Source organism: Dactylosporangium sp. CA-139114, from assembly GCF_050955725.1.
Classification (GTDB): domain Bacteria; phylum Actinomycetota; class Actinomycetes; order Mycobacteriales; family Micromonosporaceae; genus Dactylosporangium.
Genome location: NZ_CP192080.1, coordinates 2637314 through 2658779, shown reverse-complemented (window position 1 = coordinate 2658779; position 21466 = coordinate 2637314). Strand labels below are relative to the sequence as shown.

The 21466-nt window shown below is 72.9% G+C and carries 15 protein-coding genes and 1 riboswitch; of the genes, 8 read left to right on the top strand and 7 right to left on the bottom strand.

The features are described 5' to 3' along the window. Positions 1-704 precede the first annotated feature (704 nt). Entirely contained in the window at positions 705-5000 is a 4296-nt protein-coding gene (locus ACQP2P_RS12015; protein ID WP_433615577.1) for a galactose-binding domain-containing protein, read from the top strand. Positions 5001-5597: 597 nt separating this feature from the next. Here ACQP2P_RS12015 and ACQP2P_RS12010 read toward each other — a convergent pair. Next, a complete protein-coding gene (locus tag ACQP2P_RS12010) occupies positions 5598-6494 on the bottom strand; it encodes a GlxA family transcriptional regulator (protein ID WP_433619109.1) in 897 nt (298 codons plus the stop codon). Between the two features lie 382 nt (positions 6495-6876). Further along, a complete protein-coding gene (locus tag ACQP2P_RS12005; protein ID WP_433615575.1) occupies positions 6877-7428 on the bottom strand; it encodes an isochorismatase family protein in 552 nt (183 codons plus the stop codon). Between the two features lie 149 nt (positions 7429-7577). Here ACQP2P_RS12005 and ACQP2P_RS12000 point away from each other — a divergent pair, with 149 nt between their 5' ends. Both ACQP2P_RS12000 and ACQP2P_RS11995 read left to right on the top strand, forming a co-directional pair. Continuing rightward, positions 7578-8354, top strand: a complete 777-nt coding sequence (locus tag ACQP2P_RS12000) for a class I SAM-dependent methyltransferase (RefSeq protein ID WP_433619107.1) — start codon at positions 7578-7580, stop codon at positions 8352-8354. 224 nt (positions 8355-8578) lie between these two features. Further along, positions 8579-9406 (top strand): histidinol-phosphatase HisJ family protein, encoded by an 828-nt coding sequence (locus tag ACQP2P_RS11995; protein WP_433615573.1) that lies wholly within the window; start codon positions 8579-8581, stop codon positions 9404-9406. Positions 9407-9415: 9 nt separating this feature from the next. Here the strand turns inward: ACQP2P_RS11995 and ACQP2P_RS11990 are convergent, their stop codons facing one another. Continuing rightward, positions 9416-10519, bottom strand: a complete 1104-nt coding sequence (locus tag ACQP2P_RS11990) for a lytic polysaccharide monooxygenase (RefSeq protein WP_433615571.1) — start codon at positions 10517-10519, stop codon at positions 9416-9418. Between the two features lie 209 nt (positions 10520-10728). Next, positions 10729-11316: a TetR/AcrR family transcriptional regulator gene (locus tag ACQP2P_RS11985; protein WP_433615569.1), complete on the bottom strand. Its 588-nt coding sequence runs from the start codon at positions 11314-11316 to the stop codon at positions 10729-10731. Between the two features lie 50 nt (positions 11317-11366). Here ACQP2P_RS11985 and ACQP2P_RS11980 point away from each other — a divergent pair, with 50 nt between their 5' ends. Continuing rightward, positions 11367-12164 (top strand): class I SAM-dependent methyltransferase, encoded by a 798-nt coding sequence (locus ACQP2P_RS11980; protein WP_433615567.1) that lies wholly within the window; start codon positions 11367-11369, stop codon positions 12162-12164. A gap of 1 nt (position 12165) precedes the next feature. Here the strand turns inward: ACQP2P_RS11980 and cobN are convergent, their stop codons facing one another. After that, positions 12166-15711, bottom strand: coding sequence for a cobaltochelatase subunit CobN (gene cobN / locus ACQP2P_RS11975; protein WP_433615566.1), 3546 nt, complete (start codon positions 15709-15711; stop codon positions 12166-12168). A 37-nt stretch (positions 15712-15748) separates the two neighbouring features. Continuing rightward, a riboswitch (cobalamin riboswitch) is annotated at positions 15749-15867 on the bottom strand. Positions 15868-15919: 52 nt separating this feature from the next. On the opposite strand from cobN, the gene ACQP2P_RS11970 reads away from it, so the two are divergent. The 4 genes from ACQP2P_RS11970 (at position 15920) to ACQP2P_RS11955 (ending at position 19591) form a co-directional block, all read left to right on the top strand. Further along, the gene (locus tag ACQP2P_RS11970) at positions 15920-16984 is read left to right on the top strand and encodes a precorrin-3B synthase (protein ID WP_433615564.1); all 1065 of its coding nucleotides are present in this window, start codon (positions 15920-15922) and stop codon (positions 16982-16984) included. Then, complete coding sequence (locus ACQP2P_RS11965) at positions 16981-17619, top strand: precorrin-8X methylmutase (protein ID WP_433615563.1); 639 nt, start codon at positions 16981-16983, stop codon at positions 17617-17619. The genes ACQP2P_RS11970 and ACQP2P_RS11965 overlap by 4 nt, the downstream gene beginning before the upstream one ends. Continuing rightward, on the top strand, positions 17616-19127 hold the full coding sequence (locus ACQP2P_RS11960) for a precorrin-2 C(20)-methyltransferase (protein ID WP_433615561.1): 1512 nt from the start codon (positions 17616-17618) through the stop codon (positions 19125-19127). Before ACQP2P_RS11965 ends, ACQP2P_RS11960 begins: the two co-directional genes overlap by 4 nt. A gap of 92 nt (positions 19128-19219) precedes the next feature. Beyond that, the gene (locus ACQP2P_RS11955) at positions 19220-19591 is read left to right on the top strand and encodes a hypothetical protein (protein ID WP_433615558.1); all 372 of its coding nucleotides are present in this window, start codon (positions 19220-19222) and stop codon (positions 19589-19591) included. Between the two features lie 51 nt (positions 19592-19642). On the opposite strand, the gene ACQP2P_RS11950 is transcribed toward ACQP2P_RS11955, so the two are convergent. Continuing rightward, the gene (locus tag ACQP2P_RS11950) at positions 19643-20395 is read right to left on the bottom strand and encodes a siderophore-interacting protein (RefSeq protein WP_433615556.1); all 753 of its coding nucleotides are present in this window, start codon (positions 20393-20395) and stop codon (positions 19643-19645) included. Continuing rightward, positions 20392-21393 carry an ABC transporter substrate-binding protein gene (locus ACQP2P_RS11945; protein ID WP_433615555.1) on the bottom strand — a complete coding sequence of 334 codons (1002 nt, stop codon included), beginning with the start codon at positions 21391-21393 and terminating at the stop codon, positions 20392-20394. The genes ACQP2P_RS11950 and ACQP2P_RS11945 overlap by 4 nt, the downstream gene beginning before the upstream one ends. Positions 21394-21466: the final 73 nt, after the last annotated feature.

Below are 21466 nucleotides of genomic sequence, written 5' to 3'. Positions count from 1 at the left end.
ACATGAACGCAGCGCCAGCGACGTGAACACAGCGCCAGCGACGTGAACACAGACCGGGGCCGGCGCACGGGCCTTGCCGAAGGGTCCGGCGGCCGGGCGCCGCGCATCGACGCTGCTCATTCGCGGTGCGGGCGGCGAATCAACCACGAAACGTCCCGGCCGCACCAGGCTGGCGGGCAGCGAATCGCCGACGTTTCGAAACTCGCCGGGGCAGGGCCAACCACCCGCGCAGATTCCAACGCGTCAATCGAACGGGATGCCACACAACTCAAGAGTGCGAGCGATGACCGTTGACTTGCCGGTAGCTTGTCTGCAACATTTGGCGCACAGCAGTGCAAGATTCCTACAAGTGCCAGACAGACTTTCGCTACTCTCCGCAACTCGATCGCAGCCGAACCGCCAACGCGGCACGATCGCCCACCACCCGCCTACGGAGAGGGTTGCCGTGCAGAGGGGCACGTCGCCGCACGGTCGCGGACCACCCACGCGGCCGCGCTTCATCACATGCTGACCCCAACCAGATGAGCACAGAACCCCCGTGGCCGCCGCCGGCGCACCGCCAATCCCGCCCGCGCGCGGGAAGCGCCCAGCGAACACCGACGCCGACCCCCGCCAATGCCTCTTGCCGTCCAACACAAGAGCAGGTCGAACTCGCCGCCACGCCGCACCGATCACCCCGCTCAGACGCATTGAGAAGGATCCCGATGAGCAGAAGGCTCGTGACGCGAAGGGTGCTCGCGGCGTTCGCCGTGGCCGCCCTCGTCGCCGTGACGGCGCAGACGCTGCCGGCGCAGGCCGCCGGCGGCCCCAACCTCGCCAGCGGCCGCCCCGCCACCTCCAGCAGCACCAACGGCGCGAACGGCATCGGCAACATCAACGACGGCAACCAGGCCAGCTACTGGGAGAGCGCCAACAACTCCTGGCCGCAGTGGGCCCAGATCGACCTCGGCAGCGCCAAGAGCATCGACCAGATCAAGCTGAAGCTGCCCGACGACACCGCCTGGGCGACCCGCACCGAGACGCTGACCGTGACCGGCAGCCCCGACGGGACGAGCTTCTCCACGATCGTCGGCTCGACCGGGTACACGTTCAACCCGGCCACCCACAACACGGTCACGATCAGCTTCAACGCCACGACCACCCGGTACGTGCGGCTGAACTTCTCCGCCAACACCGGCTGGCCCGCGGCGCAGATCTCCGAGTTCGAGATCTACGGCGTGTCCACCACCGGCAGCAACCTGGCCGCCGGCAAGACGTTCACGGCCAGCAGCCAGAACGCGCAGTACGTCCCCGGCAACGGCGGCGACTCCAACCAGGACTCCTACTGGGAGAGCTCCGGCGCCTTCCCGCAGTGGCTGCAGGTCGACCTCGGCTCCGCCGTGCCGGTCAGCTCCGTGGTGCTGCGCGTCCCCGCCGCCTGGGGCGCGCGCACCGAGACGCTGTCCGTGCAGGGCAGCACCACTGGCAGCTCGTTCACGGACATCGTGGCGAGCAACGCGTACACCTTCGCGCCGGGCACGGCCAACACCGTGACGATCCCGTTCACGCAGACGACCACCCGCTACGTGCGGGTCAACATCACCGCGAACACCGGCTGGGCCGCCGCGCAGCTCTCGGAGCTGGAGGTGTACGGCCCCACGACCGGTGACACCCAGGCGCCGACGGCCCCGGGCAACCTCGCCTACACCCAGCCGGCGAGCGGCCAGATCAAGCTGACCTGGACCGCCTCGACCGACAACAGCGGCTCCATCGCCGGGTACGACATCTACGCCAACGGTGCCCTGCGCACCAGCGTGGCGGGCAACATCCTGACGTACACCGACATGCAGCCCGACACCGCGACGGTCGCGTACTACGTCAAGGCCCGCGACGCCGCCGGCAACCAGTCGGCGAACTCGAACACGGTGACCCGTACCGGCACCAACCCCGACACGCAGGCGCCCACCGCCCCCGGCAACCTGGCCTACACCACGCCGGCCAGCGGCCAGATCAAGCTGACCTGGACCGCCTCGACCGACAACAGCGGCTCCATCGCCGGGTACGACGTCTACGCGAACAACTCGCTGCGCGGCTCGGTCGCGGGCAACGTGCTGACCTACACGGACAACCAGCCGGACTCGGCCACGGTGTCGTACTACGTGAAGGCCCGCGACGCCGCCGGCAACGCCTCCGCGGCCAGCAACACGGTCACCCGCACCGGCACCGGCAACCCGCCGCCGGGGACCAACGTGGCGCTGGGCAAGCCGGTGGAGGCCAGCGGCTCGGTCTTCACCTTCGTGCCGGCCAACGCCAACGACAACAGCGTCACCACGTACTGGGAGGGCGCGGCCGGCTTCCCGGCGACCCTGACCGCGAAGCTCGGCTCGAACAACGACATCACCAAGATCACGCTCAAGCTCGACCCGAGCAGCGCGTGGGGCGCGCGGACCCAGAACATCCAGGTCCTCGGCCGCGAGCAGAGCGCGACCGCGTTCAGCAACCTGGTCTCGGCGGCGGACTACCGCTTCGACCCGGCCACCGGCAACTCGGTCGACATCACCGTCTCGGCCCGGGTCGCGGACGTCCAGCTGAAGATCAACTCGAACACCGGCGCCCCGTCGGGCCAGATCGCCGAGTTCCAGATCTTCGGGGCCGCGGCGCCGAACCCGGACCTCCAGGTGACCGCGATCTCGTCCTCGCCCGCCTCGCCGGTGGAGACCGACTCGGTGAGCCTGACCGCCACGGTGAAGAACGCGGGCACGGCCGCCTCGGGCGCGACCAACGTCAACTTCTACCTCGGCACCGCCCAGGGCACCGTCCTGGCGGGCACCGCGAACGTGACCGGTCTCGCCGCCGGCGCGCAGGGCACGTTCACCGCGAACATCGGGCCGCGGACCGCGGGCACCTACACGGTGAGCGCGAAGGTCGACGAGGGCAACACGGTCATCGAGACCAACGAGGCCAACAACTCGTTCACCAGCGGCTCGAACCTCGTGGTGCAGCCGGTGCAGTCCTCGGACCTGGTCGCCTCCCCGGTGGCCTGGTCGCCGTCGAACCCGTCCGCGGGCAACACGGTCACCTTCACCGTCGTCATCAAGAACCAGGGCACCCAGGCCAGCGGCTCGGGCGCGCACGGCGTCACCCTGACGCTGAAGGACAGCACCGGCGCCACGGTCAAGACGCTGACGGGGTCGTACACCGGGACGCTCGCCGCCGGCGCCAGCTCCCCGGTCGTCTCGCTCGGCACGTGGACCGCGGTCAACGGCAAGTACACGGTCACCACCGTGCTCGCCGCCGACACCAACGAGCTGTCGGTCAAGCAGGCCAACAACACCAGCGACCTGCCGCTGTTCGTCGGGCGGGGCGCGAACATGCCCTACGACATGTACGAGGCCGAGGACGGCACGGTCGGCGGCGGCGCGCAGGTCGTCGGGCCGAACCGCACCATCGGTGACCTCGCCGGCGAGGCGTCGGGCCGCAAGGCGGTCACGCTGAACGGGACCGGGCAGTACGTGCAGTGGACCACGCGGCAGAGCACCAACACGGTGGTCGTGCGGTTCTCGATCCCGGACGGCACCACGTCGTCGATCAACGTCTACGTCAACGGCTCCTTCGCCAAGGCGATCCCGCTGACCTCGAAGTTCTCGTGGCTCTACGGCAACGAGGCGTCGCCGACCAACTCCCCCGGCACCGGCCCCCGTCACATCTACGACGAGGCCAACATCATGCTGGACAGCACGGTGAACGCCGGCAGCACGATCAAGCTGCAGAAGGACGCGGCCAACGGCGGCAACATCGCGGTCGACTTCATCAACACCGAGCAGGTCGCCCCGGTCGCCAACCCGAACCCGGCCACGTACATCACCCCGGCCGGCTTCACCCAGCAGGACGTGCAGAACGCCTTCAACGCCGCGACCCAGAGCAGCACCGCGGTCGGCGTCTACCTGCCCGCCGGCACGTACGTCACGAACCAGAAGTTCCAGATCAACAGCAAGGCGATCCAGGTCGTCGGGGCCGGTCCGTGGTACACGAGGTTCACCACGCCGCAGGACCAGCAGAACACCGACGCGGGCTTCTCCGTGCAGACCTCGGCGAACGGCTCGACGTTCAAGAACCTGTCGTTCTTCGGCAACTACGTCGAGCGCATCGACGGCCCGGGCAAGGTGTGGGGCGAGCTGAAGGACAACCAGAACCTGACGATCGACAACGTCTGGGTCGAGCACACGGTCTGCATGTACTGGGGCGTACACAACAGCGGCATCAACATCTCCAACAGCCGCATCCGGGACACGTTCGCCGACGGCATCAACTTCACCAACGACACGACCAACACCCACCTGAACAACATCGACGCCCGCAGCACGGGTGACGACTCGTTCGCGCTGTTCTCCGCGACCGACGGCGGCGGCTCGGTGGGCAACCACGACAACCTGTGGGAGAACCTGTCCGCGACCCTCACCTGGCGCGCGGCCGGCCTCGCGGTCTACGGCGGGTACAACAACACGTTCCGCAACATGTACATCGCGGACATGCTGACGTACTCGGGCATCACCATCAGCTCGCTGGACTTCGGCTACCCGTTCGTGGGCTTCGGCACCCAGCCGACCAACATCCAGAACGTGTCGCTCGTCCGCGACGGTGGCCACTTCTGGGGCCAGCAGGCCTTCGGCGCCATCTGGGTCTTCTCGGCCTCGAAGGTGTTCCGCGGCATCCGGGTGTCCGATGTGGACATCGTCGACCCGACGTACTCCGGCATCATGTTCCAGACCAAGTACACCGGCTCCTCGCCGGAGAACCCGGTGACGGACACGGTGTTCACGAACATCAGCATCTCCGGCGCCAAGCGCAGCGGTGACGCGTTCGACGCCAAGTCCGGCATCGGCATCTGGGTCAACGAGATGCCCGAGCCCGGCCAGGGCCCGGCGGTCGGCTCGGCGACGTTCAACCACCTGACGTTCTCCAACAACGCCGAGAACATCAGGAACACGACCAGCACGTTCACGCTCACGATCAACCCGTAACACCAGCGCACCGAGGAACGGCCGCCGGATGCCATCCGGCGGCCGTTTTCGTGCGATGGCCGCCGATCACTTCGCTGTCCGCCGACCATTTCGGCGTCCCCGAGCATTTCAGCGTCCGCCGAGCACTTCGGCGTCCCCCAAGCACTTCGGCATCCGCCAAGCACTTCGGCATCCGCCAATCACTTCAGCGTCCCCCAAGCACTTCAGCGTCCCCCGAGCACTTCAGCGTCCCCCGAGCACTTCAGCGTCCTCCACGCACTTCGGCGTCCGCCGAGCACATGGTTGTTCGCCGGGGCATTGATGTTGACCCGCCAGGTCCATGTCGACCCGCCATGTTGATTTTCGTCAACCATGTTGATTTCGGCCCGGCGGGGTCGACTTTCGTCAACCCGGTTGAGGACGGCTCACGCTCCTGACCCCAGGCGCCACGGCATCCGCGCCGCGCATCCTCGAACAGGTCGACGACGGCTCACGCTCCGCCCCCAGGCGCCACTGCATCCGCGCCGCCCATCCTCGAACAGGTCGACGACGGCTCACGCTCCGCCCCCAGGCGCCACTGCATCCGCGCCGCGCATCCTCGAACAGGTCGGCGACGGCTCACGCCCTTGCTCTGAGCCTCCGCAGCATGCGCGCGTCCTCGAACCCGGCGGCGCGGGCGGCGGCCTCGACCGTGGCGCCGTGGCCGATCAGGTGCTCGGCGCGCTCGAGACGCAGCAGCTGCTGGTAGCGCAGCGGCGTCAATCCGGTCGCCTCGCCGAACGCGCGGGTCAGGGTCCGCTCGCTCACCCCGGCCGCGCCCGCGAGCTCGCGCAGCGGCAGGCGCTCGGCGAAGCGGCCGTCGATGACGTCCTGCACCCGGTGTACGACGTCGCTGAGATGGTCGCGGTGGCGCAGCATCGCGCTGTGCTGGCGCTCGTCGCCGTTGCGGCGGGCGTAGACGACCATCTCGCGGGCCACCTGGGCGGCGACGGCCGGGCCGTGGCGGGTCGCCACCAGGTGCAACGCCAGGTCGATGCCGCTGGCGATGCCGGCCGAGGTGACGACCCGCTCGTCCACGACGTAGAGCACGTCGCGGACCACGCGGGCGTTCGGATACCGGCGCGCGAGGTGCTCCTGCAGGCCGTGGTGCGTCGTGCAGCGGCGGCCGTCGAGCAGGCCGGCCTGGCCCAGCGCGTCGGCGCCGGCGCAGACGCTCGCGACCGTCCCGCCGCCGGCGTGGTGTCCGGCGATCCTGGCCCGGGTCGATCCGGTCAGCCGTCCGTGCTCGCCCAGCCGGCTCGCGCGCCAGCCGGGGACGAGGATCAGGTCGTCGCGGGTGAGCGGCGGCCAGCTCGTCTGCGCGCGCAGGGGCAGACCCTGCGCCGTGGGCACCTCCTCCCGCTCGGCCACGTAGTGCAGCTCGTAGCCGAGGCCGAGGTCGCGCACGGTGGAGAACACCTGCGCGGGCCCGGCCAGGTCGAGCAGGTGCACCTGCGGCACGAGCAGAAAGACGATCCTCACCGCGCGAAGACCCCCTCAACGGCCACGAACACCCGCGCAGGCCCCGCCAGGCCGAGCAGGCGCGCCCGGGGCACGAGCAGAAAGACGACCCTCACCGCGCCAAGACCCCCTCAACGGCCACGAACACCCGCGCAGGCCCCGCCAGGTCGAGCAGGTGCACCCGCGGCACGAGCAGAAAGACGACCCTCACCGCGCCAAGACCCCCTCAACGGCCACGAACACCCGCGCAGGCCCCGCCAGGTCGAGCAGGCGCGCCCGGGGCACAAGCAGAAAGACGACCCTCACCGCGCCAAGACCCCCTCAACGGCCACGAACACCCGCGCAGGCCCCGCCAGGCCGAGCAGGCGCGCCCGGGGCACGAGCAGAAAGACGATCCTCACCGCGCGAGGACCTCCTTGACGGTGGCGATGGTGGCGAAGCGGCCGGCCAGAGCATATTCCGTGCGCGCGATGACGTCCTCGGCGCTCAGCACCGGGCCGCCCGGGTCGCGGTGGGCGATCGGGAAGGTCGCGGTCGCCTCGGTGACGAAGGTGACGTCGTAGCCGAGGTCGCCGGCGACGCGGGCGGTGGTCTCGCAGCACTGCTCGGTCTGGATGCCGGTGACGATCAGGTGCCGGATGCCCTCGGTGGTGAGCAGCTGCTGCAGGCCGGTCGTGGTGAACGCGTTGCGGCTGGTCTTGACGAGCTCGGGCTCGCCGGGCAGCGGGTCGAGGCCCTCGATGTAGCGCAGGTGACCGCGCTGCGGGTCGAAGACGGTGCCGGTGCCGGGCTCGGCGTGCAGCACCCACACGACGAGGTCGCCGCGCTCGCGGGCGTCGGCGACGAGCGGGGCCACCGTGGCGGCGATGCCGGGGTTGGAGATGTCCGCCCAGCTGGGCCGCTGCCGGAAGGACTCCTGGATGTCGATGACGAGCAGTGCGCTTCTCATGCCCTCGATCCTGCGCGCGTCCGGCCGGTTGAGCCAGGGCCGGGCCGGGCTCAAAGCGGACCGATCCGGTCATGGGTCTATCTCATTATGCGAGACAAGCGTTCCGAACTTTGAGAAGACGGGGCTAGCGTACGGGCATGCCTACGAACGTGTACACCCACGGTCACCACGAGTCGGTCCTGCGCTCCCACCGCTGGCGCACCGCCGAGAACTCCGCCGCCTACCTGCTGCCGGTGCTCGTCGAGAAGATGCGCGTGCTCGACGTCGGGGCCGGGCCGGCCACCATCACCCGCGACCTCGCCGGGCGCGTCGCGCACGTCACCGCGCTCGAGGTCACCGAGGAGGCGGTCGGGGTGGCCCGGGAAGGGCTCGCCGGGGTGGCGAACGCCGATGTCGTGCTCGGCGACGTGCACGCACTGCCGTTCCCCGACGACTCGTTCTGCGTGGTGCACGCCCATCAGGTGCTGCAGCACGTCGCCGACCCGGTGGCGGCCCTGCGCGAGATGCGCCGCGTGTGCAAGCCGGGCGGTTACGTGGCCGTGCGCGACAGCGACTACGCGGCGTTCGCGTGGTACCCCGCGCTGCCCGAGCTCGACGACTGGATGGCCCTGTACCAGCGGATGGCCCGCGCCAACGGCGGCGAGCCGGACGCCGGACGGCGGCTGCTGGCCTGGGCGCACGCGGCCGGGTTCACCGACGTGACCGCGACGTCGAGCACCTGGTGCTTCGCCGACGAGCAGGACCGCGCGTGGTGGGGCGGCATGTGGGCCGACCGCGTCCGGGAGTCGGCGATGGCCCGGCAGGCCCTGGCGGCCGGGGTGGCGCAGGAGGAGCTGGACCGGCTCTCCGCCGCGTGGCGCGGATGGGCGTCCGACCCGGACGGCTGGATGTCGCTGCTGCACGGCGAGATCCTGGCCCGGCCGTAGCCGACGCCCAGCCAAAGCGCAGCGAGGCCGTAGCAGACGCCCGGCCAAAGCTCAGCCAGGCCTTAGCCGAAGCCCGGCCAAAGCCGAGCCAGGCCGTAGCAGACGCCCGGCCAAAGCTCAGCCAGGCCTTAGCCGAAGCCCGGCCAAAGCTCAGCCAGGCCATAGCTGAAGCCAGGCCAACGCCGAAGCGAGGCCGTAGCCGAGCCCGGCCGTAGCATGGGCGCGTGAGTCTTCCAGCCGACCTGCACACCCATTCGGAGTTCTCCTGGGACACCGACACCGGCGACATGGAGGGCTCGTGCGCGCGGGCGGTCCAGCTCGGCCTGCCGGCGATCGCGTTCACCGAGCACACCGACTTCGTGTCGTGGACGGTGAACCCGGACACGGTGCCGCAGCGGTGGAACCCGCACATGACGGACCCGGCGCACCTGGCGCCCCCGCCGCTGGACGTGGACGGCTACCTGGCGGCGATCGAGCGGTGCCGCGCGAAGTACCCGTCGCTGCGCATCATCACCGGGGTCGAGCTCGGCGAGCCGCACTGGTTCGCCGAGCCGGCCGCCGCGCTGCTCGCGAGCGCGCCGTTCGAGCGGGTGATCGGCTCGCTGCACTCGGTGCGGGTGGGCGACGAGGATCGGCTGGTCGAGGACGAGTACGGGTCCCGGGGCGTCGCCGAGGTGCTGCGTGACTACTTCGCCGAGGTCGTGCGCATGCTGGAGTCCTTCGGCGACTTCTCGACGCTGACGCATCTGGACTACCCGGTGCGGTACCTGCCCGCGGGCCACGTGTTCCGCATCGAGGACTACGAGGACGAGGTGCGGCAGGTGCTGAAGACCCTCGCCGGGCAGTCCCGCGCGCTGGAGATCAACACCCGCCGCACGCTCGAGCCCACGCTGCTGCGGTGGTGGCGCGAGGCCGGTGGCGCCGCCGTGAGCTTCGGCAGCGACGCGCACCGGCCCGAGGCGGTGGCGGCCGGGTTCGCCGACGCCGCCGCGCTCGCGGAGGCGACCGGGTTCCGGCCCGGCCGCCACCCGTACGACCACTGGCTGCGCTGACCTGCAGCGCTACGCCGCGCTGCAGGTCAGCGCCGGCGGGTTGTTCGTCCCCGTCCAGGTGCCGTTGAATCCGAAGCTCGTGCTCTGCCCCGCGCTCAGCCGCCCGTTGTAGCTCGCGTTGACCGCCGTGACCGTGGAGCCGCTGCTCGTCAGCGTGGCGTTCCAGGAGCTGCTCACCGTCTGGCCGTTGGCGAAGGTCATCTTCACCGTCCAGGTGCTGATGCCGGCCGAGCCGGCGGTGACCTTCACGTCCGCGCCGAAGCCGCCCGCCCACTCCGACGTCTTGGTGAAGGTCGCGGCGCACGCGCCGGTGACCGGCGGGGTCGAGGCCGAGGCGGACGCGGAGCGGCTGGCCGAGGGCGAGGTGCTCGCGGAGCGCGACGGCGAGGCGGACGCCGACGGGGACTTCGAGGGCGAGGCCGACGGTGAGCCCGTCCCGCCGCCGGTGCCGGTGAAGATGACGTCGCTGCACAGGTAGTACGACTGGTCGAGGTGGCTGGCCTGCCAGATCGTGTAGATCACGTGCCGGCCCGTGCGGGTGCCGGCGTCGACCTCCGCCTGGTACTGCGGCGCGGGCGCGTACCGGGCGGTGCGCTGGACGAGTTCCAGGCTGTTCCACGTCAGCGGCTGCGTGGCCGGGTCGAAGCCCTGCTTCGTGATGTAGATGAGCAGGTAGTCCGCGCCGTGCTGGGCCTGGTCGGTCAGCGTGAGCGTGAACCTGTTCGGCTTCGTCGCGGCGACCCACGGGCCGACGGTGTCCAGGGAGGCGTAGAAGCCGTTCTGCGTACGGCCTCCGCTGCACAGCTGCCCGTCGGGGACGGCGGCCTGGTGGTTGCCGGCGACGCCCTCGCGGTAGAGGCCGTTCCAGTTCCACATCGTGTTCGGGTTGGCCTGCCAGGCCTGGGCGCACATCGGGTCGGTGTCGGCCATGTGCGGGTTCTGGAAGTCGGAGCCCCAGCGGGCCCAGCAGCCGTAGTTGCGGGACGGGGGATCGGTGAGCGAGCCGTGCGCGGCGGCCGGGGTGGGCCGGTCGAGCACGGTCAGGCCCAGGGCGGCGGTGACCACGACGAGGGCCCCGACCGCGAGGCGCCGGGCGGTCGATGAAAGTTGCATCGGTACTCCTCGGGAGTGCGCGGCCGCCGTCGCGCGTCCGGGCGCGGCGGCGACGCGGCTGACATTCGGACGGACCATGTCAACGCGCGCGGCTCCCGCCGGGCAGGGTAGCCGGTTACACGAGGAATGTGAATATCTGTGCGGGCCGGTTCACCCGGGGACCAGGTCGAGGTCCGGGGACGGTCCGGTGCGGTCGGCGAAGAGCAGGCTCACCCGGAGACCAGGTCGAGCACGCCGCGGACCGTGCGCTCGACCGCCGCGCGGTCCGGGGACGGCCCGGTGCGATCGGCGAAGAGCAGGTGGGCGGAGCCGATGAGCATCGCGCCCAGGGTCTGCGGGTCGGCGCCGGGCGCGACGCGCCCCAGGTCCCGCTCGGCGGCCAGGTAGTCGCCGAGCATGACGGCGGCGTCGGTGAGCACCGGCACGCCGGCCGGCCACGTCTGCCGCAGCCGCGCGCGCAGCTCGTCGCGGAAGGTGATCAGCGCGACGACCGCGACCGCGACCGAGCCGAAGACGCCGATGAGCGCGTCGGCCACGTTGCCGGCGACGGTGCCGCTGCCCGCCGCGCCGCGCAGCGCCTCGGCCTGCGGCGCCATGCGGTGCACCCGGTCGAGCACGAACTCGGCCAGGAACGCGTCGAAGTCGGCGAAGTGCTTGTGCAGCACGCCCTTGGCGACCGCCGCCTCGGTCGTCACCGCGCGGCTGGTCAGGCCGCTCGGGCCGTCGCGCAGCAGGATGCGGTCGGCGGCGGCGAACAGTTGCTCGCGGACGTCGCGGATGGCCACCCCGGTCGGCACGTGTGCACCCCTCCATTGCCTAGTGGGCACTTGCCCATTAAGGTGGGCGCATGCCCACTCTACCGTCACCGGAGCACCCGCATGAGCAGCGGGCGGTCGCGGAGTCCTTCGGCGCCGACGCCGAGCGCTACGACCGCGCCCGCCCCGGCTACCCGGCCGCGCTGATCGAGCGCATCCTCGCCGCCGGCCCCGGCCGGAGGGTGCTCGACGTCGGCTGCGGCACCGGGATCGTCGCGCGGCAGCTGCAGGCCGCCGGGTGCTCGGTGCTCGGCGTGGACCCCGACCCGCGCATGGCCGGGGTGGCGCGCCGGCAGGGGCTCGACGTCGAGGTCGCGAGGATCGAGGCGTGGGACCCGGCCGGGCGCGTCTTCGACGCCGTCGTCGCCGGGCAGACCTGGCACTGGGTCGAGCCGGTCGCGGGCGCGGCCACGGCGGCGCGGGCGCTGCGGCCGGGCGGGCTGCTCGCGCTGTTCTGGAACGGCGTCGAGCCGCCGCCGCAGGTCGCCGAGGCGACCGGGAACGCCTTGCGCGAGCACATCCCGGCACCGGGCCGCATCCCGGTGCCGGCCAGGTTCTCGTTCGGCGGCGAGGCGTACCGTCCCCTGGCCGACCGGGCCGCCGAGGGCATGCGGGCGGCGGGCGGGTTCGGCGAGCCGGAGCCGTGGACGTTGCCGTGGCGGCGCGACTACACCCGTGACGAGTGGCTCGAGCAGGTGTCCACCTCGGGCGGCGTGAACCGGCTCCCGGCCGAGATCCTCGCCGGCGTGCTGGCGGACCTGGGCCGCACGATCCCCGACACGTTCCCGGTCGTCTACAGCACCGTCGCGGTCGCGGCTCGCCGAGGCTGACCTACTCGTCCTCGAGGTCGCCCTCCGTCTGCAGGTACACCTCGCGCAGACCGTCCAGTGTGGACTGCTCGGGGTGCTCCCACAGGCCCCGGTCGGCCGCCTCCAGCAGCCGCTCGGCGATCCCGTGCAGCGCCCACGGGTTCGACTCGGTCAGGAACTTGTGGTTGTCCGGGTCGAACACGTAGGACTCGGCCAGCTTCTCGTACATCCAGTCGGCCACGACCCCGGCGGTGGCGTCGAAGCCGAAGAGGTAGTCGACGGTGGCCGCGAGCTCGAACGCGCCCTTGTAGCCGTGCCGGCGCATCGCCGCGAGCCAGCGCGGGTTGACGACCCGGGCCCGGAACACCCGCGCGGTCTCCTCGCTCAGCGTCCGGGTGCGCACGGCGTCCGGGTTCGTGCTGTCGCCGACGTACGCCGCGGGCGCCTTCCCGGTGAGGGCGCGCACGGTCGCCACCATGCCGCCGTGGTACTGGAAGTAGTCGTCCGAGTCCGCGATGTCGTGCTCGCGCGTGTCGGTGTTCTTGACCGCGACGCTGATGCGCCGGTACGCGCCCTCCATGTCGGCCCGTGCCTCGATCCCGTCGACGCCGCGGCCGTACGCGTAACCGCCCCAGACCGCGTAGACCTCGGCGAGGTCGCGGTCGTCGCGCCAGTTCCGGCTGTCGATCAGCGGGAGGATGCCGGCCCCGTAGGCGCCCGGCTTGGAGCCGAACACGCGCAGCGAGGCCCGGCGCGCGTCGCCGTGCGCCTCGACGTCGGCCGCGACGTGCGCCCGGACGAAGTTCTCCTCCGGCGGCTCGACCGCCGACGCCGCCAGCTGCACCGCATCGTCGAGCAACGCCACCACATGCGGGAACGCGTCGCGGAAGAAGCCCGAGATGCGCATGGTCACGTCGATGCGCGGCCGGCCCAGCTCGGCGAGGCCGATCAGCTCCAGGCGGGTGACCCGGCGCGAGGCCTCGTCCCAGACCGGGCGCACGCCGAGCAGCGCGAGGGCCTCGGCGATGTCGTCGCCGGCGGTGCGCATGGCGCTGGTGCCCCACATCGACAGGCCGACCGAGCGGGGCCAGTCGCCGTGGTCCGCGCGGTACCGCGTGAGCAGCGACTCGGCCATCGCCTGCCCGGTCTCCCAGGCCAGTCGCGACGGGACGGCCTTGGGGTCCACGGAGTAGAAGTTGCGCCCGGTCGGCAGCACGTTGATGAGGCCGCGCAGCGGGGACCCGCTCGGCCCGGCGGGCACGTACCCGCCGTCGAGCGCGTGCAGCACCATCGTCAGCTCGTCGGTGGTGCGGGCCAGGCGCGGCACGATCTCCTCGGCGGCGAAGCGTAGGACACGCACGACATCCGGATTGTCGGAAATCTCCGACAAATCGGCGACATCCCAGTCGCGAGCCTCCATCGCCGCGACCAGCGCGCGGGCGCGCGACTCGACGTCGTCGACCGCGGTCCGGTCCACAGAGGACTCGTCGTGCCCCAGGGCCTCGCGCAGGCCGGGCAGGGCCGCCACCTGGCCGCCCCACATCTGCCGGGCCCGCAGCATCGCCAGCACCAGGTCGATGCGCGCCTCACCGGCGGGGGCCTGGCCGAGCACGTGCAGGCCGTCGCGGATCTGCACGTCCTTGACCTCGCACAGCCAGCCGTCGACGTGCAGCAGGAAGTCGTCGAACTCGGCGTCGTGCGGCCGGTCGTCCAGGCCCAGGTCGTGGTCGAGCTTCGCGGCCTGGATGAGGGTCCAGATCTGGGCCCGGATCGCCGGCAGCTTGGCCGGGTCGAGCGCGGCGATGTTCGCGTGCTCGTCGAGCAGCTGCTCGAGACGGGCGATGTCGCCGTAGGTGTCCGCCCGGGCCATCGGCGGCACCAGGTGGTCGACCAGCGTGGCGTGGGCGCGGCGCTTGGCCTGGGTGCCCTCGCCGGGGTCGTTGACGAGGAACGGGTAGATGAGCGGCAGGTTGCCCAGGGCCGCGTCCGCGCCGCAGCCGGCCGACAGCCCGACCGTCTTGCCCGGCAGCCACTCGAGGTTGCCGTGCTTGCCGACGTGCACGACCGCGTGGGCGCCGAAGGAGTCGGCGAGCCAGCGGTAGGCGGCGAGGTAGTGGTGCGACGGCGGCAGGTCCGGGTCGTGGTAGATGGCGACCGGGTTCTCGCCGAACCCGCGCGGCGGCTGCACCATCACCACGACGTTGCCCCGCCGCAGCGCGGCGAGCACGATGTCGCCGTTGTCCGGGTCCACGAACAGCTCGCCCGGGGCCGGGCCCCAGTGCTGCTCCATCCCGGCCCGCAGGTCCTGCGGCAGCGTCTCGAAGAACGCCCGGTAGTGCTCGGCCGGAATCCGCACCGGGTTGCCGCGCAGCTGCTGCTCGGTGAGCCAGTTGACGTCCTGGCCGCCGGCCGCGATGAGCTCGTGGATGAGCGCGTCGCCGTCGGACGGGAAGCCCTCGCCGAGGTCGTAGCCGCGCTCGGCCAGCGCCGCCAGCAGCCGCACGACGCTCGCGGGCGTGTCGAGGCCGACGGCGTTGCCGATCCGCGAGTGCTTCGTCGGGTACGCGCTGAGCATCACCACGATCCGCTTGTCCGCGTTCGCCAGGCCCCGCAGGCGCGCGTGGGCCGCGGCGATCCCGGCCACCCGGCCCGCGCGCTCGGGGTCGGCGACGTAGACGGTGAGGCCGTCCTCGTCGATCTCCTTGAACGAGAACGGCACGGTGATGAGCCGCCCGTCGAACTCCGGGATGGCGACCTGGGTCGCGGTGTCCAGCGGCGAGAGGCCGTCGTCACTGCCGTCCCACGTCTCGCGGCTGCTGGTCAGGCACAGGCCCTGCAGGATCGGCACGTCCAGGGCGGCGAGCGCGCCCACGTCCCAGGCCTCGTCCTCGCCGCCGGCCTGCGCGTCGGCCGGGCGGGTGCCGCCGGCCGCGAGGACGGTCACGACGAGCGCGTCGGCCCGGCGCAGGGTGTCGAGCAGCTCGGGCGGGGCGGTGCGCAGGGAGGCGGCGAAGACCGGCAGGGGCCGAACACCCTCGGTCTCCAGCGCGGCGCACAGACCCTCGACGAACGCGGTGTTCCCGGCGACGTGGTGGGCCCGGTAGTAGATGACGGCGACCACCGGCCCGTCCACCGGCGCGGCCTCGCGCTCCAGCACGCCCCACGCGGGGGTCTCGACGGGGGCGGCGAAGCCGTGGCCGGTGAGCAGGACGGTGTCGCAGAGGAAGCGGTGCAGCTCGGCGAGGTTGGCGGCGCCGCCGAAGGCCAGGTAGGCGTGGGCCTGCGCGGCGAGGCCGGCGGGGACCGTGGAGTGGCTCATGAGCTCGGCGTCGGGGGCCTGCTCGCCGCCGAGGACGACCACCGGCAGCCCGGTCGCCAGGAGCGTGTCGAAGCCGTCCTGCCAGTCGCGGTACCCCCCGAGGAACCGCACCACGACCAGCTCCGCACCCTCGGCGAGCCCCGGCAGGTCCTCGACCGCCGTGCGCGACGGGTTGGCCAGGCGCCACGCGGCACCACTGGCCCGGGCGCTGAGCAGGTCGGTGTCGGACGTCGACAACAGCAGGATCACGCCGGGTCCTCCCTCGGGGTCCGCGCCCCAAGACGGTGGGATGGGTGCGGCGGCGCGGAGTATCCTGACTTACCGGAGATCGGCTCTCCGGTCACAGTGGCGGGACCGTCCCGGATTCGCACCGGGTTCCTCCACGTCGCCGTTGCACAGCGCGGTCAACTCTTCAGGACGAGCGTGTGCGCCGTCAAGCGCAGGTAGTATCCGCCGCGTGCAGGCTCCCAGCGGGCGCGACGCCCCCGACCGGTGCCCCGGCGCCGTCCAGGTCCACGCGGCCGCCGACGGCGGGCTGGCGCGTGTGCGGCTGCCCGGCGGGCGGCTCACCGCCGCGGGGCTGACGGTCCTGCGCACCGCGGCGGCCGAGCTCGGCGACCCGGCACTGGAGCTCACCTCGCGCGGAAACGTGCAGGTCAGGGCGGTGCGGCCGGGGGCCGAGCACGAGCTCGCGGCCCGGCTCGCCGACGCCGGGCTGCTGCCGTCGGCCACCCACGAGCGGGTCCGCAACATCGTCGCCAGCCCGCTGAGCGCGGCCGTGCGCCCCCTGGTCGCCGCGTTCGACGCGCTGCTGTGCGCCACGCCGGCCCTCGCGGGGCTGCCGGGCCGGTTCCTGGCCACCGTCGACGACGGCCGCGGCGACGTGACGCCGCTGCTCGGCGACGTGGGCCTGCACGGGTCCCGGCTGATCCTCGCCGGCCGGCCCACCGCCCGGCACGGCGGCCCCGAGCTGCTCGTTCGCGCCGCCGAGGCGTTCCTGGCCGAGCGCGCCGCGCAGGCGTCGAAGGCGTGGCGCCTGGCCGAGCTGGACGACGGCCCGGCCCGCGTCGCCGCGCGGCTCGGCACCGCGCCGGCGGCGGCCGGTCTGCCCCGGGCGGACCCGCCCGCGCCCGGAGTCCACGGCGGCGACGCCGTGCTCGCGGTGCCGCTCGGGCTGCTCACCGCGCAGCAGTCGGCGGCCCTCGCCGGCGCGGCGGAAGAGATCATCGTCACGCCGTGGCGGACCGTCGTGATCCCCGCGGCCGCCATGGCCGACGCTGTGGCGTCCGGGCTCGTCGCCGACCCCGGCTCCCCGTGGGCCGGCGTGACGGCGTGCGCGGGCCGGCCGGGCTGCGCCAAGGCGCTCGCCGACGTCCGGGCGGACGCGCGGGCCGCGGTGCGCACGGGGGCGGCGGAGCCGGCGCACTGGGTCGGATGCGAGCGGCGCTGCGGCGCGCCGAAGGGAAGGCACGTGGAGATGTTGGCGACGGCGTCGGGCTACCAGCGCAGCGTGCGCGGATGAGCGGCTACAACCGCGACGGCGACTACATCCGCGACGGCGCCGAGATCTACCGGCGCTCGTTCGCGACCATCCGGGCGGAGGCCGACCTGTCCGGGCTGCCGGCGGACGTGGCCCAGGTGACGGTGCGCATGATCCACGCCTGCGGCATGGTCGACCTCCCCGCCGACGTCGGCCACTCCCCCGGCGTGGTCGCGGCCGCGCGCGCCGCGCTGCGCTCGGGCGCGCCGATCCTGTGCGACGCCGAGATGGTCGCGTCGGGGGTGACCCGGGCGCGGCTGCCCCGCGGCAACGAGGTCGTGTGCACGCTGCGCGATCCGGCGGTGCCGGCGCTGGCCGCGACCCTGGGCACCACGCGCAGCGCGGCCGCGCTGGAGCTGTGGCGGGGCCGCATCGACGGCGCCGTCGTGGCCGTCGGCAACGCGCCCACCGCCCTGTTCCGGCTGCTGGAGCTGGTCGCCGAGGGGGCCGGCACGCCCGCCGCGGTCATCGGCATCCCGGTCGGGTTCATCGGCGCCGCCGAGTCGAAGGCGGCCCTGGCCGAGTCCGGCCTCGAGCACCTCGTGGTGCACGGGCGCCGGGGCGGCAGCGCGATGACGGCCGCCGCCGTCAACGCCATCGCGAGCGAGAAGGAATGACCACGGTGGAGACTGGGCGGCTGTACGGAGTGGGGCTCGGGCCCGGCGACCCGGAGCTGATGACGGTGAAGGCGGCCCGGCTCGTCGCGGCCGCGCCCGTCGTCGCCTACCACAGCGCCCGCCACGGCCGCAGCATCGCCCGCGCGATCGCCGCGCCCTACCTGCGCCCGGAGCAGGTCGAGGAGGCGCTCGTCTACCCGGTGACGACCGAGGACACGCCCGACTACCGGGGCGTGATCGAGGAGCACTACGACGCGTGGGCGGCGCGGCTGGCCGCCCACCTCGACGCCGGCCGGGACGTGGTCGTGCTGTGCGAGGGCGACCCGCTGTTCTACGGCTCCTACATGCACATGCACAAGCGGCTGTCGCAGCGGTACCGCACCGAGGTCGTCCCCGGCGTGACGTCCGTGGCCGGCGCCTCCGCGGTGCTGGGCCGCCCGCTGGTCGAGCGGGACGAGGTGCTGACCGTGCTGCCCGGCACGCTGCCCGCCGACGTGCTCGCCGAGCGCCTCGCCGCGACCGACTCGGCCGCGGTGATGAAGCTGGGCCGCACCTTCGGCAAGGTCCGCGACGCGCTGGAGCGGGCGGGCCGGCTGGACGAGGCCTGGTACGTCGAGCGGGCCACCACCGCCGGCGAGCGCGTCGCCCCGCTGGCCGGGGTGGACCCGGCGACGGTGCCGTACTTCTCGATCGCCCTGCTGCCCTCCCGCGTCCACGACGAGACCGCCGCGGCCCTGGCCGAGCGGCCCGCGCCGGGGTCCGCGGGCGAGGTGGTGGTGGTCGGCCTCGGCCCGGCCGGGCGCGACTGGCTCACCCCGCAGGCCCAGGCCGCGCTCGCCGCCGCGGACGATCTCGTGGGGTACGGGCCGTACCTGGCCCGGGTCCCCGGCAACCCGCGCCAGCGCCGGCACGCCTCCGACAACCGGGTCGAGGCCGAGCGCGCCGAGTTCGCCCTGGCGCTGGCCAAGGAGGGGCGCCGGGTCGCGGTCGTCTCCTCCGGCGACCCGGGCGTCTTCGCGATGGCCGCCGCGGTGCTGGAGGTCGCGGCCGAGCCGCGCTGGAAGGACGTCCCCGTCCGGGTCCTGCCGGGCCTGACCGCGGCCCAGGCCGTGGCCAGCCGCGCCGGCGCCCCGCTGGGCCACGACTTCTGCGTGCTGTCGCTGTCGGACCGCCTCAAGCCCTGGGAGGTCATCGCGGGCCGGCTCGAGGCCGCGGCCCGGGCCGACCTCGTGATCGCCGTCTACAACCCCGGCTCGAAGTCGCGCACGTGGCAGGTCGAGGCGGCCAAGGCGCTCCTGCTCGCCCACCGGCCCACCGGCACGCCCGTGGTCATCGGCCGCGACGTCGGCGGCCCGGAGGAGTCGGTGCGCGTGGTCGCCCTGGCCGACCTGGAGCCCGCCGAGGTCGACATGCGCACGCTGCTCATCATCGGCTCGTCCCAGACGCGGGTCCGCGAGCGCGACGGCGAGCCGCCGGTGGTGTGGACGCCGCGGCGCTACCCGGCCTGAGGGGTGGCGCGCTTTGGGGATACGCGGGCCGGGGCGGGCGCCTATCGTTGCAGCCGAACACCCACCGCGACATTTCCCGAAGGACGGACAGCATGAGCGACTACGACGACGGCGGCCAGCTCGACCCCGGCTTCAGCGGCGACGAGCAGCCGGACTTCGGCCAGGGCGCGGACTTCGGCCACTTCGAGGCCGGCCAGGACCACAGCGCGCTGGAGCAGCTGCACGCCGACCACGGCTCGCAGACGGACTTCGGCCAGCAGTTCGGCGTGTTCGAGCACGACACCCACCAGGCCGAGTCGACCGCGCTCGAGCAGGGCCACCACGAGGCGTACAGCGCCGGCTACGACGAGGGCGAGTCGCCGTCGTTCACCGGCGGCGACATCGACGACCTGCACGACCGCCTCGGCAACCTCGGCGGCCCCGACACCACGGGCCAGGCCGGCCTCGGCGTCGCCTCCAACTGACGCGAGCCCCGGCGCCTGGCCGCGGTCCCCGGCCGCGGCCGGGCGCGGCCGTCAGGCGGCCGACTCCTCGATGAGGTCGTCCTCGGACGCGCCCCGGCGCCAGTAGCCGGTGAACGTCACCCGGCGCTTGTCGAAGCCGCGGTCCTGCACCAGGTGCCGGCGCAGCGCGCGGACCTCGCCCGACTCCCCGGCCACGAAGGCGTAGCCGGGGCCGTCGGGCAGCCGCGCGGCGCGGATCGGTTCCAGCAGGCCGTCCGGGCAGTGCACGCCGGCGGCGCAGCGGCCCGGCGGCGCGGCGACGAACGCGTGCACCGGCAGCGAGGAGCCGACGAAGGCGCTGATCGCGTCCAGGGCCGGCACCGCCGTCTCGTCGCCCGCGAGCAGGACCCACTGCGTGCCCTCCGGTGGCCGGAAGTCGACGCCGCCGTTGTCGCTCACCGTCGGGCCCAGCACGAGCAGGCGATCGCCCACGGCCACGTCCGAGGCCCACTGGATCGCCGGGCCGCCGCCCGGGTGCAGGGCGAAGTCGACGTCGAACTCGCCGGGGCGGGCGGCCGCGACCGTGTAGGTGCGCATGATCCCGCGGGTCGCCGGGTCGAGCCGGCGCCAGTGCGGATACCACGCCTCGCCCCGCGGGACGATCGCCGCGGCCTGCCCGGGGGCCGGGAAGAACAGCTTGCACCGCTGGTCCCGCCCGCCGCTGACGAACCGGTCCAGCGCGTCCCCGGCGAAGGTGACCCGGACCGCGCCCGGCGTCAGGGCCTCGTGCCGGACCACGTGGACGTCGAAGAAGTCGTAGGTCACGCCGCGACCTTCTTCGCCCCCGTCAGCGCCTTGGCCAGGGTCTCCAGCGCGCCCGCGCACCCCGTCCAGCTGAAGCGCGGCTCGCTCTGCCACGGCACGACCTGCCCGGCCTTGACCGCGGGGAGGTTCGCCCAGGTCGGCTTCGCGGTGAGGTCCTTGGGCTGCAGGGCCTGCGCGCGGTTGTCGAGCAGGATCACGTCGGCCTGGTACTTGTCGGCGTTCTCCCAGCTCAGGTTCTCGAAGTAGCCGCCGGTGACCGCGGTCGGGGCGATGACCTCGACGCCGAGCTCCTGATAGTAGCTCAGCTCGCCGTAGACCTTGGGATCGCTGATGTAGAGCAGGTCCGGGCTCGCCGAGGCGGCGAGCACCTTGAGCCCGCCGTTGGCCTTCACCGCCGCCTTGAGCGCCTCGGCGGCCGTGTCGAAGCGCGCCTGGCCCGCCGCCGGGTCGCCGCCGAGCGCCTCGGCCAGGCCGGCGTAGCGCTGGATGACCTTCGCCAGCGAGGTGCGCGACACCGTGATGCCGGCGCTGGGCGCGAGGGCGAGGATCTTGTCCTTGGACTCGTCCGGGACGTACCACAGCTGGTTCGCCTCGTACATGTTCGTGATCAGCAGCTCGGGGCGCAGCGCGGCGTACCGCTCGATGTTGAACTCGCCCCACGCGTTGCCCAGCGACTCGACCTTGCCCGGGTCGAGGTCGCCGGCGAGCGGGTCCTTGCCGCCGCCGGCCCCCGTGAGCGGGCCGAACGTGCCCGCGAACGTGGTGACGCCGAAGTCGTGCAGCGCGGCCGCGGTGCCCACGTAGGCCACGATCCGCTTCGGCGCGGCGGGGAGGGTCACGGCCGTGCCGCGGTCGTCGGTGAAGGCGAAGGGGCCCCCGGCGGTGCCGCTCGCCGCCGGGCCGGCGCCCGGGCCGGACCCGCCGTCCCCGCAGGCGGCGAGTGCGCCGAGCCCGAGGACGCCGGCGAGCAGGCCGCGGCGGGACACGTTGAAGGACATGGTGGGTTGCCTCTCTCTCGATCGGCACTTAGGGTAGCCTCACTTAAGTTGATCGTGTCAAGGCGGTGCTGTG